At 49.5% G+C, this 14,878-nt stretch carries 13 protein-coding genes; 9 read left to right on the forward strand and 4 right to left on the reverse strand.

Annotated features, from left to right (window positions below):
- Positions 1-70 precede the first annotated feature (70 nt).
- The 4 genes from AC4IFB_RS00595 to AC4IFB_RS00610 all read right to left on the reverse strand — a co-directional run bounded on the left by AC4IFB_RS00595 (position 71) and on the right by AC4IFB_RS00610 (position 5,266).
- Positions 71-451 carry a hypothetical protein gene (locus AC4IFB_RS00595; RefSeq protein WP_490774895.1) on the reverse strand — a complete coding sequence of 127 codons (381 nt, stop codon included), beginning with the start codon at positions 449-451 and terminating at the stop codon, positions 71-73.
- A 482-nt stretch (positions 452-933) separates the two neighbouring features.
- Positions 934-2,211: a hypothetical protein gene (locus AC4IFB_RS00600; RefSeq protein ID WP_490779075.1), complete on the reverse strand. Its 1,278-nt coding sequence runs from the start codon at positions 2,209-2,211 to the stop codon at positions 934-936.
- Positions 2,208-3,080, reverse strand: coding sequence for an AEC family transporter (locus AC4IFB_RS00605; RefSeq protein WP_490774893.1), 873 nt, complete (start codon positions 3,078-3,080; stop codon positions 2,208-2,210). The genes AC4IFB_RS00600 and AC4IFB_RS00605 overlap by 4 nt, the downstream gene beginning before the upstream one ends.
- Positions 3,081-3,601: 521 nt before the next feature.
- Positions 3,602-5,266: a sigma 54-interacting transcriptional regulator gene (locus tag AC4IFB_RS00610; protein WP_490774892.1), complete on the reverse strand. Its 1,665-nt coding sequence runs from the start codon at positions 5,264-5,266 to the stop codon at positions 3,602-3,604.
- 459 nt (positions 5,267-5,725) lie between these two features.
- Here AC4IFB_RS00610 and AC4IFB_RS00615 point away from each other — a divergent pair, with 459 nt between their 5' ends.
- The 9 genes from AC4IFB_RS00615 (at position 5,726) to AC4IFB_RS00655 (ending at position 14,828) form a co-directional block, all read left to right on the forward strand.
- Positions 5,726-6,004: a phenol hydroxylase subunit gene (locus AC4IFB_RS00615; protein ID WP_490774891.1), complete on the forward strand. Its 279-nt coding sequence runs from the start codon at positions 5,726-5,728 to the stop codon at positions 6,002-6,004.
- Positions 6,001-6,999 carry an aromatic/alkene monooxygenase hydroxylase subunit beta gene (locus tag AC4IFB_RS00620; protein ID WP_490779076.1) on the forward strand — a complete coding sequence of 333 codons (999 nt, stop codon included), beginning with the start codon at positions 6,001-6,003 and terminating at the stop codon, positions 6,997-6,999. The genes AC4IFB_RS00615 and AC4IFB_RS00620 overlap by 4 nt, the downstream gene beginning before the upstream one ends.
- A gap of 12 nt (positions 7,000-7,011) precedes the next feature.
- Positions 7,012-7,284, forward strand: a complete 273-nt coding sequence (locus tag AC4IFB_RS00625; protein WP_490774889.1) for an MmoB/DmpM family protein — start codon at positions 7,012-7,014, stop codon at positions 7,282-7,284.
- Between the two features lie 182 nt (positions 7,285-7,466).
- A complete protein-coding gene (locus AC4IFB_RS00630) occupies positions 7,467-8,990 on the forward strand; it encodes an aromatic/alkene/methane monooxygenase hydroxylase/oxygenase subunit alpha (RefSeq protein ID WP_490774888.1) in 1,524 nt (507 codons plus the stop codon).
- A gap of 77 nt (positions 8,991-9,067) precedes the next feature.
- A complete protein-coding gene (locus AC4IFB_RS00635; RefSeq protein ID WP_490774887.1) occupies positions 9,068-9,436 on the forward strand; it encodes a phenol hydroxylase subunit P4 in 369 nt (122 codons plus the stop codon).
- A 95-nt stretch (positions 9,437-9,531) separates the two neighbouring features.
- The gene (locus AC4IFB_RS00640) at positions 9,532-10,452 is read left to right on the forward strand and encodes a catechol 2,3-dioxygenase (protein ID WP_490779077.1); all 921 of its coding nucleotides are present in this window, start codon (positions 9,532-9,534) and stop codon (positions 10,450-10,452) included.
- A gap of 630 nt (positions 10,453-11,082) precedes the next feature.
- Positions 11,083-13,512 (forward strand): glycogen/starch/alpha-glucan phosphorylase, encoded by a 2,430-nt coding sequence (locus AC4IFB_RS00645; RefSeq protein ID WP_490779085.1) that lies wholly within the window; start codon positions 11,083-11,085, stop codon positions 13,510-13,512.
- A gap of 61 nt (positions 13,513-13,573) precedes the next feature.
- Positions 13,574-13,837: a YcgL domain-containing protein gene (locus AC4IFB_RS00650; protein WP_490774884.1), complete on the forward strand. Its 264-nt coding sequence runs from the start codon at positions 13,574-13,576 to the stop codon at positions 13,835-13,837.
- 517 nt (positions 13,838-14,354) lie between these two features.
- Entirely contained in the window at positions 14,355-14,828 is a 474-nt protein-coding gene (locus AC4IFB_RS00655; protein ID WP_490779078.1) for a VPLPA-CTERM sorting domain-containing protein, read from the forward strand.
- Positions 14,829-14,878 lie beyond the last annotated feature (50 nt).

The following is a 14,878-nucleotide window of genomic DNA, read 5'->3' on the forward strand; positions in this document are numbered from 1 at the left end:
CTGGCTGAAGAATAGGAGAGATTGGCTCAGTTTATTCTATAATCTGATAATAATATCGATCTATTTGTTCTTATATTGGCTTCTTGCGAAGCAGTTTTAGAACGATTAGATAGACATTGTCATTTCGATGATTAAAACGAAATTCACTCTCTCTGTAATGTAAGTAGAGCATCTCTCTGCGGATGCCTTTCATCTTACTCAGACGAAGCTTCGCATACGCAGGGAACGATTCATCAACTTTAGTTTGCCCAACAAGCCAAGCCTCTCTTTCGTGCTCTTCAGTCAGACGAATACGAATTTTGATGTAGATGGTATTGATCGACCTGACAGAAATTCCGGTTAGTCTGGCGGTATCAGAAGCGGAGAAATCGAGAGAAAAATATCGGATGATTTGGCGGAATTTCTTCTCTCCAATTCGGGATCGTCTGTAATACTTGTTTTTACTAACCATTTCCGAAACTTTGCGCCAGTCAATAGATGCTTAACTTCCTAAGTATGTAAGATTTGTCGTTGCTCAAACTCAACTTGGAAAAGATTGTTTAATGATCAATCGACTGAGTCAGATCTCTTTCTCAAAGCTTATAATTTAGTTTGATTAAGCAGATCTATGAGACGCTTGACAGGTCCTAAGTGTTGCTAAATGCGTTTTTAGTAACAAGATGTAAACGCATGAAAGGGGGTGGGTGCCCGACTAATGGTTGATTGCCGCAAGCAAAGAGTAAGCTGACGACATGAAAATCCCCTATTGGATGGGGAATCAATTCAATAGATTTAATTTACATCTGCAGTGTGACTGCGCACAAAACATTATGTGTAGGTAGAAGCACAGAACAAGTTATGGAAGCTGCCTGCATATCTACAAGCAACCGAAAACGAAGGCGACAGATTAAGAGCGCTACGGTGGTAGATATCTATGAAATCGAGGCCGTTAAGTTATGGCAGTGCTAATTTGGCAAACAGATTCAGTACCAGTATGGATAAGAGCAACATTACCAGCGCATACTTACCGTTCCATCTCAAGCTGTCAGAGGTCTGTTGTTTGTAACGCCCCTGCATGGCGAGGTTGATGCCGGAGAAGGGGCTGGTGCCGGTACCAATGGCCCAGGCTGAAATAAAGGTCATGGCCAACAGGGTGCCATTCGGGTTGAGGGGGGCCAGCAGGGTACCCAGTGCGGCGATATTGATCACCGGATGCACGCCCAGAATCGAGGTTGATATCATGAATATCAACACCAGGGAGGCCTCGAAGCCGGTGAATTGATCGAAGGGGAGCCAGCCGCCAAAAACGGCAAATACAGCATTCAGCCCTGCCGCCATAACCCCGGCGGCGAGGAACAGGGTTAGCTCATTCTGCATACTGGGCAGCTCTTCGGTGATATGTTGCAGAACACGAGAATAGGGACGGGAATGACGCACCAGGGTGACCGTCAGGGATAGTGTAGGCGCCAGCAGTGCGATGATTCCAAGAATATGCCAGTCACTATTCCACTGGTGTAACACTAAGACAGACAACGCCAGTATACCGGGCAGTATCAGGGCTGATGGATGCATGGGATAGCCAGTGAACTGATCGTTGCCCTGGCACCCCAGGGCGGTAAGCAACAAGGCACTCACTGCCAGGGGAATACCCATCAGCCAGAGTTGCGGTAGCGAGGCACCCGGCGCATAGGTGAAGGCGGCGGCCATGGCAGCAAAGAAGGGGGACCAGAATGCCGCAGCGGTAAAGCCCCGAGTCAGAACAATGGTTTGTGCCTGGTTAAGACGACCAAGGCGACTGATCCGGTCACCCATGATAAATACCGATGAGAGGTTGATTACTGAGCCGAAGAGGTGCACACCGAAGAGGGTTGACCAGACTGCCCGCCTTCCCGATGGCAGGGTCTCTCCCTGTTCGGTATCCGGTCTGGTGATCAGCCGCAGAAAGCTGACAGCGGCGAGCATGCTCAACAGCAGTGCGTTACCTGAAAGTACCATTCGCCAATCTGGTGAAATATGATGCATCAGACCCCAGGCTATGCCGATCAGGCCTATGCCGACCAGGATCAAGATCTGACGCCGGGTCTGGATGGAAATATCGGCAATCAGCAACAGTCCTGCACCCCAGGTGAGTATGCCGATCAGTGTTTTGGGAAAGCCCCCCGCCAGGGTGTGGATCACAGCAGTGATGATCGCAGCAGAAAGCAGCCAACCTGCAACAGCGCGACGCTTCAAAGGATAAAGACCAGGGCCAGAGGAATTATCGCCAGGCTGGCGAGATTGCCGAAGGCAACCATCGAGGCAACCTCATCTGAAGCAAGGTGATATCGTTCAGCCAGGAGGAAATTCATCACCGCAGGGGGCAGAACAGAGAAGAGTAACAGGATCTTGCTCATCTCCTCAGAAGGCTGCAATAAAGCAATCGCCGCCGCGGCGCTGATCACTCCGGTGGCAGGGCAGAGGAGCGCGCCAACCAGACCGGCTCTCCAATGGCTGATATCGACCTGGATCAGCCGTACTCCCAGTGCCACCAGCATCAACGGAATGGCAACTTTGGAGAGCATTTCCAGTCCTGGCATCAGCAGTGCCGGAGCATGCCAGTCGCTGATGTGGGCAGCGATACCGGCTAGCGTGGCGAGAAACACAGGATTCTTCATCAGGCTCATGGGATCGAGTCGTCCGCTAACCAGCCAGATCCCCAGGCTGAAATGGAGACTGGTGGAGACCACGAAGGCAACGACTGCAAAGGGTAACATGCCATCACCAAAGGCCAGCGCTGCCAACGGCAGACCCAGGTTGCCTGAGTTGTTGAACATCATGGGGGGTAGAATAACTCTGGGTCGGAATCGTAACAGCCGGGCCAGTGGCCAGGTCAACAATCCTGATCCCAGCACGATGATCACTGTGCCCCAGGCAATAGAACGCCACTCAGGCGAGTTGGGTATCTTCTCTGAAAGTACATAAAATAAAAGCGCCGGCACGAAAAGATTCATATTAACCCGATTGGCGGAGTCCATATCGCTGCCATTGAGTCGGCCGTAGAGATAGCCCAACAGAGCAATGCCAAATACCGGCAGGGTGACTTCAAGTATCTGGCTGAACATCTCGTCAATCTCGCTAATGTTGAGGCACTGTTATATGCCACTTCAATCGTTAATCACAAGCCATGCTTTTGCCGATGATTTTGTGACCAGATCTAACTGGCCCTGTTTTTTCGGCGTGCAGAATAGTGTCTGGAAGAGATTCAAGCAACGTAAGGTACGGCCTAGTTTGTCAGGCCTGGTCTACCCAGGATCATCTTCTGTCATGACTGTCATTCCGGTTCTCCTATACTTTTCTCGATCCCACGCTGCAGAGTGGGAATGAATGCGGCAGCCCGTAGCCTGGATGAAGTGCAACGGAATCCGGGAGAGCACTGCACCAATCATCCCGGATTCCGTTGCACTACATCCAGGCTACCTTGCTTGACTTAAAGTTGTAGCGTGGGGCCATGCCCCACAAAAAAGCTCGATGCCAAATAAAGTTACGTCTGTCTTCCCTAGTCTATCTGGTGGGCGTGACCCGACCATGCCGGGGCGGAAAGCGTCACCCATACAGTAGACCGAGATGATGTGGGATTCGATCTCTAATCTCCATCCCGTTTTTTAAGCCGGTAGGCCAGTTGAGGGCGGGTCATGCCAAGCAGTCTGGCGGCCTGACTGAGATTGCCGTTGGCTTTTTCGACAGCGGATTCCAGTATCAGAGTCTCTACTGCTTCGAGGCTGCCGGATTGGTCAAGTACCTGTTCGACCAGCGAGTCCAGGGGTTGTGATTGTTGAGATTGGGAGAGTAATGTGCTCGGCACATCCTTACTCATATTGAGACAGGGGAAGAGATCCTTGAGGTCGATAGCATGGCCATTGGTTACAATGATCACGCCCCGTTCGATCATATTCTCCAGCTCCCGGATATTGCCTGGCCAGTTGTAGTCATGCAGGGATTGCATCGCCGGTTCAGTAATGCCATTGACCCGCTTGCCGTGTCTTGCGGTATATTTTTCCAGGAAGCGCTCCACCAGCAGAATGATATCGTCCTTGCGCTCCCTCAATGGGGGAATGATCACCGGATAGATGTTCAAGCGATAGTAGAGATCGGAACGGAAGCGTCCGACGGCGACGGCCTCCTGCAGATCCACATTAGTCGCGGCAATCACCCGCACATCGACCTTACGGGTTCTGGTGTCACCGACACGTTCGATCTCCCCCTCCTGCAGAGCCCGCAACAGCTTTGCCTGGGCGTTCATCGACAGTTCTCCAACCTCATCGAGAAAGAGCGTGCCCCCGTGTGCTCGCTCAAAACGTCCGGGACGTGATTGTAAAGCGCCGGTATAAGCCCCCTTCTCTACCCCGAACAGCTCTGACTCGATCAGCTCTTCCGGGATGGTGGTGCAGTTGATGGCGATGAAGGGGCTCTTCTCCTGAGGACTGATACTGTGCAGTGCCCGGGCAAACATCTCCTTGCCGACGCCGGTCTCCCCAAGCAGGAGCACAGTGACATGACTCTCTGCCACTTTACGCAGCATGTCGCAGGCCTCCTTAAATGCCCGAGAGGTTCCAACCATGTCACCGATGCCGGTCTGCTCCTGCAGTGAGTCGCGCAGATGACTCACCTCGTCCTGCAGCGCCAGCAGTTGTTCGGCCATAGGATCTGGCCGGTAGTGACGCCGCTCCTCATCTGCATCATCCCACTCTTCAATGGGTTTGCCGATGATGCGGCAGTGACGGTCACCCTTGGCGTGGCACTCCACCTCGCGATAGGCGATGAATCGACCCATAATCTCGCTGGTGTAGCCGGAAGCGTAGCCGATCTGAGTCCAGCAGACTGGTTCGGTATGAATGCCGAATAGCTTCAGATGTTCAGAGGCCTCATGGGAGTTTTCCCAAAGGAACTCCCCATAGAAATGGCGTTGGCGAATATCGATATCGATCTTGATCGGCTTGACGTGCACCACCCCCTCAAGGGTGTGCAGACGTGGTCCCATCATCAGCAGATCCTCGTCATTACCTTCCGGCAACAGCTTGCGGGCCAGGTCGGCATCTTTCGCCCCAGAGGCATAACCCATCCGGGTCAGTACGCCTCGTGCCCGGTCATGACCAAGCGTATCCATCAGCTCTTTTCGCAGAGCCCCCATGGCATGGGTATGCATTAACACCATGCGGTGGTCGTTGAGCAGGATCTTTCCCGCGTCGAAAGTCAGGTGCAGATTTCGGTCCTCCATGGGAAGACCTGAGATACTCAATTGAGATGACATCTATCCTCCACCCCGTCTTTCATGATGTTCGGGGATATTGTTTGGTATAAAAAATCATCCGTGAATGGCGTATGACTTGTTGGTATTTTTTTTGGAGATTTAATGTCTCCTGCATACGCTTCTTACTTTTTATAGTGCCAACTCAGTTTTTAATCAAATAATAAATTTACTTGGATTGAAATCAGGATTCATCATATTTGCGGCAACCGAATATATGTTTTTGTGCAAACGCAGCATAACTGATCGTTTGCGTTGAACTATTTGATCAAATTTCCCAAATGATTAACTGCGTTTGATTTTATCGTTAAGACCGGTCCCAGCCATTTAACTTCTATATTTCATAATATATATATTTATCAGGTAGTTATGGTTTTTGGCATAGCTTCTGCAATCCTAATCTGACCAGAAACATAGAGAGGCTGGATTAGAGGCCTCCATTTTTGAGAACAGGAGGATGTCATGCGGGAGTATGTCCCGAAAATTGGCCAGGCCTATATCAGGGTTACTGGCGAACGACTCGGAAAGTTCATTGAGTTTGAGTTCTCCATCAATGATGAGGACTTGACCGTTGAGCTGATCCTCCCCCATGAAGCTTTCAAGATCTTCTGCGACAAACATCAGGCCCGAATAATCGAAAACCCGGATGAGATTGTGCCTGCCAAGGGTCCCGGTCTCTACCGGGAGTCGCGCTTCAATAGCGGAAGATCCGATACCCCAGGAGGAACAGAACAGCGATGAGTATCGAAATCAAAACCATGAATGTGGAGCCCAAACGCCAAACCTTTGCCCATGTGGCACGGCGTCTAGGTTCCGATGCCCCAGCTACCCGTTATGAGGAGGGGGTATACGACCTGCAGGCCACTACCCATTTTCACTATCGGCCTATTTGGGGGCCGGAGATGTGGCACTTCGATGAGGGTCGTACCGCCATAAAGATGGAAGATTGGTACAAGTTCAAAGATCCCCGTCAGTACTACTACGGTACCTACACCATCGCCCGAGCCAACATGCATCAGACCACCGATCGTAACTTCGCCTTCGAAGAAAAACGCAACCTGATGTCCAATATCGATCCTGCCTGGCGGGAGATGCTCGTCAACTATCTGATTCCACTGCGCCACTATGAGTGGGGCGCGAATATGAATGCCTGCTCGATCAGCGATGCGGGCTACGGCACCGCGATCACCTCAGCTGCAATCTTCACCGCTGGTGATCGGTTGGGTATCGCTCAGATTTTATCCCGCATCGGTATAGCGCTTGGTGACGGTACTGGTGAGCTGCTCGATGAGGCGAAAAGCCAATGGATGGATGCTGAGGCCTGGCAGGGCACACGCAAAATGGTGGAAGACAGCCTGGTGCTGAAGGATTGGTTCGAAGCCCTTCTGGCACAGTTTCTGGTGATGGATGGACTGGTCTATCCCCTGGCCTATAACCACTTCGATAACGAAGGCCAGAAACACGGTGCAGCGGCAATCTCAATTCTATGTGAGTTCATGGTCGACTGGAGTGCAGAACACAACCGCTGGGTCGATGCGGTGATCAAAGTGGCAGCCAAGGAATCTGAAGAGAACCAGAGGCTCCTCTCTGAATGGTATCGCCAGTGGCGGCAGGTGGCAGTGGAAGCTCTGCAGCCCCTGACAGCAGAGGTTTTGGGTGATGGCGCTGAGACAGCCCTTGCTGAAGTCAGTGAACAACTCGATCTCCGGGCCGGCAAGCTCGGCTTAACCGTATAACAGGAGGCCGAGATGGCTGGCATCGTATCCATAACCCTGCAAAACAACGACGAGGCTCGTCCAGTGATCGAGTCGATTATGCAAGACAATCCAAGCGCCAACGCCAACTACATGCCCGGCGTGGTCAAGATCGACTGTCCGGAACGATTGGTGGTCAAGGCGGAGTCGGTATCTGAGCGTATCGGCCGCGATTGGGATCCCCAGGAGATTCATCTCACCATCGTCTCCATGGGCGGCAGCCTGGATGAGGATGATGAAGAGCTGGTTCTCTCCTGGGGCGCCTGACCCGAATCTATCATCCGGCCACTTTAAATTAGCTGACTCATGGTTTTAAGAATGGTTTATCAGATATTGGCAAATCAGATTGAGTTACCGGCAATCGCAAACCGGCAACTGAACCATGAGAAAGGCACGATCATCCCGTTCCCGGATGAACTATTCGGGTTAACACTGGAGGAGCAATTCAAATGACACCCCCACGCAAGAAAAAGATGAATCTGAAACAGCGCTACGCGCTGATGACTCGAGGTCTCGACTGGGAGACCAGCTACCAGAAAATGGACGATGTCTTTCCCTATGACACCTTCGAAGGGATCAAAATAACCGACTGGTCCAAATGGGAAGATCCATTCAGACTGACCATGGACGCCTACTGGAAATACCAGGGGGAGAAAGAGCGCAAACTCTACGCGGTGCTCGACTCCTTTGCCCAGAACAATGGTCAGCTTGGAATCTCCGATGCCCGCTATGTGAATGCCATAAAGCTGTTCCTGACCGGCGTCACGCCACTGGAGTATCAGGCCCATCGTCACTTCGCTCACCTTGGGCGGCATATTCGCGGCGTCGGTCCCCGGGTGGCAGCACAGATGCAATCTCTGGATGAGCTGCGTCATGCGCAGACCCAGATCCATACCATCAGCCACTACAACAAATATTTCGACGGTTTTGCCGAGTTCCCCCACATGCACGACCGGGTCTGGTATCTGTCAGTACCGAAGTCGTTCTTCGATGATGCCTGCAGTGCCGGACCGTTCGAATTCTTTACCGCGATCTCATTTGCTTTCGAATATGTACTGACCAACCTGCTGTTTGTCCCCTTCATGTCCGGTGCGGCCTATAACGGCGATCTGGCAACGGTCACCTTCGGTTTCTCCGCTCAGTCGGACGAAGCACGCCATATGACCCTTGGTATTGAAGTGATCAAATTCATGCTGGAGCAACACCCGGACAATCTGCCCATCGTGCAGAAGTGGGTCGACAAATGGTTCTGGCGTGGCCACAAACTCCTTGGGCTGGTGGCGATGATGATGGATTACATGCTGCCAAAACGCATCATGTCATGGAAAGAGGCTTGGGAGATCTATTTTACCGAAGCGGGGGGTGCTCTGTTTGAAGACCTCTCCCGCTATGGCTTGCGGGTACCCAAATTCGCAGACATCGCTACCGAAGAGGCGGAGCACATCTCCCATCAGAATTGGTCGATCTTCTATCAATACACCCAGGCAGCCGGTTTCCACACCTGGTTGCCAACGGATGAAGAGATGGCCTGGTTGTCGGAGAAATATCCCAATACCTTTGATAAATACTACCGCCCACGCTTCGAAATGTGGCGGGAGATGGAAGCCAAAGGTGAGCGTTTCTACAATAACGCACTGCCCCAGCTCTGCCAGACCTGTCAGATTCCGATGGGCTATACCGAACCCGGTGACCCCACCAAAATCGGCTTCCGTAGCACCGAATTCCAGGGCGAGCGTTACCACTTCTGTTCCGACGGTTGTAAGGACATCTTCGAGAATGAACCGGAGAAGTTTGCCCAGGCCTGGCTGCCAGTGCACCAGATCTTTCAGGGCAACTGCGGCGGTGCAGATCTGAGTGACGTGCTCAAGTGGTACCACATGGATAACGGTAACGACAATATGGACTATACCGGTTCGCCGGATCAGAAACAGTGGGATGCCTGGCAGGCGGCCCGAAAGAGAGTGGCCAGCTAACCTGCCGGCCTATACCCAGCCGTCATCAGGATTGCTGCTGGCGGAAGGACAAAGAGATTTAGAGAGAGGAGGTTTACATGGCTGTCGTTGCACTCAAGCCTGGCTATGCGGATGCAGTTGATTTCCGCGATAGAAAAGAGAATTTTCATGGTAATCAGGTGGTATATCTCCACTGGGAAGAGCACCTGAGTTTCTGTTCGGCAATTGCCTTTCCGCTACCACCTGAGATGCCCTTTGCGGCGCTTAAAGATGAACTGATTGCAAAGTTCTACGGTATGCACCCCGACTACAAATCAGTCAATTGGGGGGAGGTCGAGTGGAAGATTGATGGTGAATCGGTAATCCCCGATATGAGTAAGAGCCTGGCCGAAAATGGTGTCGGACACAAATCTCTGGTCTGTTTCCGTACACCAGGACTCAATGGATACAGAGGTTCCTGCTCATAATTCTTAGAAATACCGGTCCATTAGAGACTGTTTTAACAAGACTATTTATTGATACCGGCTGTACCTAGATACGGCAACTATTGGAGGATTCATTGATGGCTATTAAAGGCGTTATGCGTCCGGGTCACGTCTCCCTGCGTGTACTCGATCTGGACGAAGCACTAGTCCACTATAAAGAACGGCTGGGCCTGATTGAGACAGACCGGGATGAGCAGGGACGCGTATACCTCAAAGGCTGGGATGAGCAGGACTGGTTCTCAGTGGTGCTAGGGGAGTCTGACACCACCGGGATGGATTTCATGGGTTTCAAAGTCGACAGTGTCGAGACCATGAACGAACTCGAACAGAAGCTGAAGGATTTCGGCTGCAATGTTGAAAGGATTCCTGCCGGTGAGCTTAACCATTGTGGTGAACGTATCCGCTTTGATTCGCCCACCGGTCATCTATTTGAACTCTATGCAGACAAAGAGGTAAATGGAACCGAAATGGGGCGGCTCAACCCCGATCCCTGGCCTGACAATCTCAAAGGTATGCAGGTACAGCGATTTGACCACTGCCTGCTCTACGGTGATGACCTGGACGGCAGTGTCAAACTCTTCACAGAAGTGCTCGGTTTCGATGAGACAGAGAGGGTTATGGATGGGGAGTTTCAGCTCGCTTCCTTCCTCACCTGTGGTATGAAGGCTCATGATCTGGCGATTATTCGCCACGAGGAGAAGGGTAAACTCCACCACGCTTCATTTCTTCTCGGTTCTTGGGAAGAGGTGCTACGCGCTGCCGACATTATCGGTAAGCATAAAATATCGATCGATATAGGCCCGACCCGTCATGGCATTACCCGGGGACGTACCATCTACTTCTTTGATCCATCCGGGAATCGGAATGAAGTTTTTCATGGTTCATATGACTGGTACCCTGATCACGAGCCCATCACATGGACTGCAGAGGAGTTGGGTAGTGCGATTTTCTACCACGACCAGAAGCTGAATGAGCGTTTCCTGAGCGTTGTTACCTAATACACTGCAACTGGCACAGAGAGTCCCCGATATCAGGGGGCTCTGATTCAATTATCCACCCGTGAAAACAGCTATTCTCGTTGCCACGCTCCAGCGGGGAATGAATATGCCGAAACAAGATTTTCCATCCGCTACTCTATTCAGCAGGTAGCACGAGAGACTATCGGGCTGCTGTTGTATGACAGAACGATTCTTACCTTAGACCATGTTTTATAGATGGTTTTTCCCAAGTCGCCAGGTGGTTGACATTCGCATCAGTAAATAGTCCAAATGTTGGAAATATTGGATATTTTGATTATGTGCTGATGTTTTTCCAGGCATGGCACTTTTTTTTGTTACCTATGTGACAAACTTCAATTCACTTCAATTTGAACCAGGCAGTTACTTAAAGACGACATATTGTTTAAACTCCCCGCATAAAGCAGTACGCTTTCACTGGATATTGATACCAATCCCATTTCAAACATGTGACAGGTGGCAAGGCTTGAATTGTCTACGGCCTGATGCAGCAACAACCAGACTCTCAATTTATGAGGGAACAGGACATTTACCATGTCGAAAGAAAAAGCCGGCTCAAGTAAAAAAGCAGAACAGATCTGTAATTCGTTGGCAGCACTGCCACCCCTGGGTATGGATGCAGAAGCAATTTCATTCGATTTCCGGCGCTATTTTGCCCACACACTGGGCAGAGATGATCACTGCACCTCGAGTCACTACCCCTACAAAGCACTTGCGTTGGCGATGCGTGACCGACTGATCGAACGCTGGAAGCTGACCCGATCGAACTACGAGGAGTCTGACTGTAAGCGTACCTTCTACCTCTCTCTTGAATTCCTCATGGGGCGGGCACTTAGCAATGCCATCCTCAATCTGAATATCTGTGATGATGTTGATAAAGCCTTCATCGATCTAGGTATAAATCTGGACCACATCAGAGAGAGCGAACCGGATGCGGGTCTGGGTAATGGCGGGCTTGGGCGCCTTGCGGCCTGTTTTCTCGATAGCTGTGCAACATTGCAACTACCGGTTCGTGGCTATGGATTGCGCTATGAGTACGGTATGTTTCGGCAACACATCGCCAATGGCCAGCAGATTGAAGATCCGGATCATTGGCTTCGTGATGGTAACCCCTGGGAGCTTGAGCGCCCAGAATATACCCAGCAGATCAAATTCGGTGGACGCACAGAGCATATCAATGGCCAGGTTCGCTGGGTGGATACGCAGGATGTATTGGCCGTACCCTATGATCTGCCGGTGCCCGGATACCGAAATGGGACGGTTAACACATTGAGGCTTTGGAAGGCGGCAGCCACAGATGAGTTCAATCTGGAGGAGTTTAATGCCGGCAGTTACACAGAATCAGTAGAGGCGAAAAACAACGCTGAACACATTACCATGGTGCTCTATCCAAACGATGCCAGTGAGAATGGTAAAGAGCTTCGTTTAAGACAACAGTACTTTCTCGCATCTGCCAGTATCAGAGATGTGATGCGAGAGTGGAAAGAGAGTCATCCTAACTTTGATAATTTTGCAGATAAAAACTGCTTTCAGTTGAATGATACTCATCCCAGTGTCTCAGTTGCTGAGTTGATGAGACAATTAATGGATGAGCAGAATCTTTCATGGGATAAGGCTTGGGAGATCACCTCGAAAACCATGGCCTACACCAACCACACCCTTCTCCCAGAAGCGCTTGAACGATGGCCGGTGAAGCTGTTCAGTTGTCTGCTGCCGAGGCTGTTGGAGATCATCTATGAGATCAATGCACGCTATCTCAGCGAGGTTGCCCTGCGTTGGCCGGGAGATAGTGATCGTCTGCGTCGAATGTCGATCATCGAAGAAGGGGATGAGCCGATGGTAAGGATGGCCTATCTGGCAATAGTCGGTAGTTTTTCCATCAATGGCGTGGCAGCACTGCATACTGAACTGCTCAAAAAGGGACTATTCCTCGATTTTTATGAATTCTGGCCGGAACGTTTTAATAATAAAACCAATGGTGTTACACCTCGCCGCTGGCTGGCAGCTTCTAATTCAGGTTTACGCAAGCTGATCGACGAAACAGTTGGGAATGGCTGGATATCAAACCTACAACAACTGCAGCAGTTGAAGGAGTTGGCTGAAGACAGGGCGTTTCAAAAAAAATGGCAACAGATAAAATTAGAGAACAAGCAACATCTGGCTGACCTGGTAAAAGTAGATTGCAGTGTGGAGTTTGACCCGGAGGCGATGTTTGATGTTCAGGTGAAGCGCATACATGAATATAAACGGCAACTGTTGAATGTTTTGCACATTATTCATCTCTACTGTCGTATCCGCGCAGGTGAGGTTGAAAACTGGACGCCCCGTTGTGTTTTAATTGGCGGGAAAGCAGCACCAGGCTATCAAATGGCCAAACTTATCATTAAGTTAATTAACAGTGTTGCCAAAATTATAAATCATGACAAAAAGGTCGGTGACCGTCTTAAAGTAGCCTTTCTTCCAAACTACAGGGTAACTGCGATGGAAGTTATCGCACCGGGTACCGATCTCTCTGAGCAGATATCAACTGCCGGTAAGGAGGCATCGGGTACAGGGAATATGAAATTCATGATGAATGGTGCTGTAACCATTGGCACCTTGGATGGTGCCAATATTGAGATTCTTGAAGAGGTTGGTGAAGATAATTTCTTCCTCTTTGGCTTGACCAGTGAAGAGGTTGAGGCCAACCGGGCACACTACTCGCCAAACAGCATCATCAATAGTGATGATGACTTCAAGCGGGTTATGCATCTGTTGGAGAGCGGATATTTCAACCAGTTTGAGCCTGGAATTTTTGACTCTATTATCGAGGCCGTCCGCAATCCATACGATCCCTGGATGACAGCTGCAGATTTTAGAGGTTATATCGATGCCCAGGAGAGAGCTGCCCAAGCCTACAGAAACAAACCGCTGTGGACAAAAATGAGTATCATTAACAGTGCCAGATGTGGTCGTTTTTCAACGGATAGAACGATCAGTGAATACAACCAGGATATATGGAAGTTGGATGCGGTGCCTGCACCTGCAGTGAATGGTTATTAGGGCCTGTTCGATTAGTGTTAACAGGCCCGAGTATGAAAAACTGTAGTAGAGTTGTAATTTTATGGAATTGACCTGTTGGATATATCGCAGTCCACGTAAGGACGAAATGTATTTGTACGTCACAAAGGAGGGTGATTTTTCAAGTGTCCCAAATGGTCTGCTTGAAAAATTTGGGACACCTGCAAAGGTGATGGAGTTGACTTTACATTCAAATCGATCTCTTGCGAGAGAAGATGTAACGGTAGTTATGGAAAATCTTGTCCAACAAGGTTTCCACCTGCAAATGCCGCCAAAGATGGATGTTGATCTCTATACTGGCGACTGAATAAACCTGGGTTGAGCAAAATAGTGTAGGCCGGCTATTACGAAGATTCGTAACGCAGGAGTGGCCAATTATTGTGCGAGCTGCCGTTCATCACTTGTTCAGGGTCTCCTTAACTTAATCTGATTTCAGTCGTATCTCATCTGATTTGTGATATGTCTACTGCACACAGAACCTAATATTAGATTGTATTTATTACCCAATCCACGATCGCCCTGCTGCAAACATATATGCTGTGCAGTATTCGCTGTATTTAATTAAATTGTATAATTAATCCATGTTTGATTAATGGTGTGGTTGTCGTTATAAAGCGCTTTAGTTATTACTAAAGTATGACGGAAATGTAAAATTACTTCGTTCAATAAGTTTTTTGAAACGTGAATTGTAATATTTTTGTGAACAATTACGTAATTAAGGGTAATTGTTTTGTGTCAAAAAATTATTAATGGTAGTTTTCTTCCTGAACGAGCCACGTATGTGGAGTGGCTTTAGCAGTTAGATTTTTTTAAGGACGAAGATTATGAAGATGTTAACTATACGTTCTGTTGCGCTGTTAGCAGTTCTTTTAATTTTATCTCTAGGTGCAAATGCTGCATCCTATGATGCAGGCAGTTTCTCTGATCTTGGTGATACTTACGCAACACCACAGCCTACAGGCAATTTCCTCGACTCCTACCATTTCACTGTAGATGCACCTCTACTCGATATTTCCATTGGTGGGTCGCATCAAGGTATGTTCCAAGACGATCTGCTCCTGACTAATTTGAATACTAATGAGCAGTATCACTTGGGTACTAGTTTTCTAGAGACATTCAGTCTGAGTGCGGGTGATTATATATTTACTATTTCAGGCTTTGCGCTGAATGCTATCGACCCTAAAATGAGCTCAGATTATGATCTGACTATGAGTGCTGTGCCACTTCCTGCAGCTGCATGGTTGTTTGGTTCTGCTCTTATTGGTTTCGTTTCATTTGCCAGAAGACGCTCTGTATAGCTATTGTCATATAATTCATATTGACTGAGAAGTAGCAGTCATATCAATCT

Source organism: Candidatus Thiodiazotropha sp. AKIB8, from assembly GCF_058244675.1.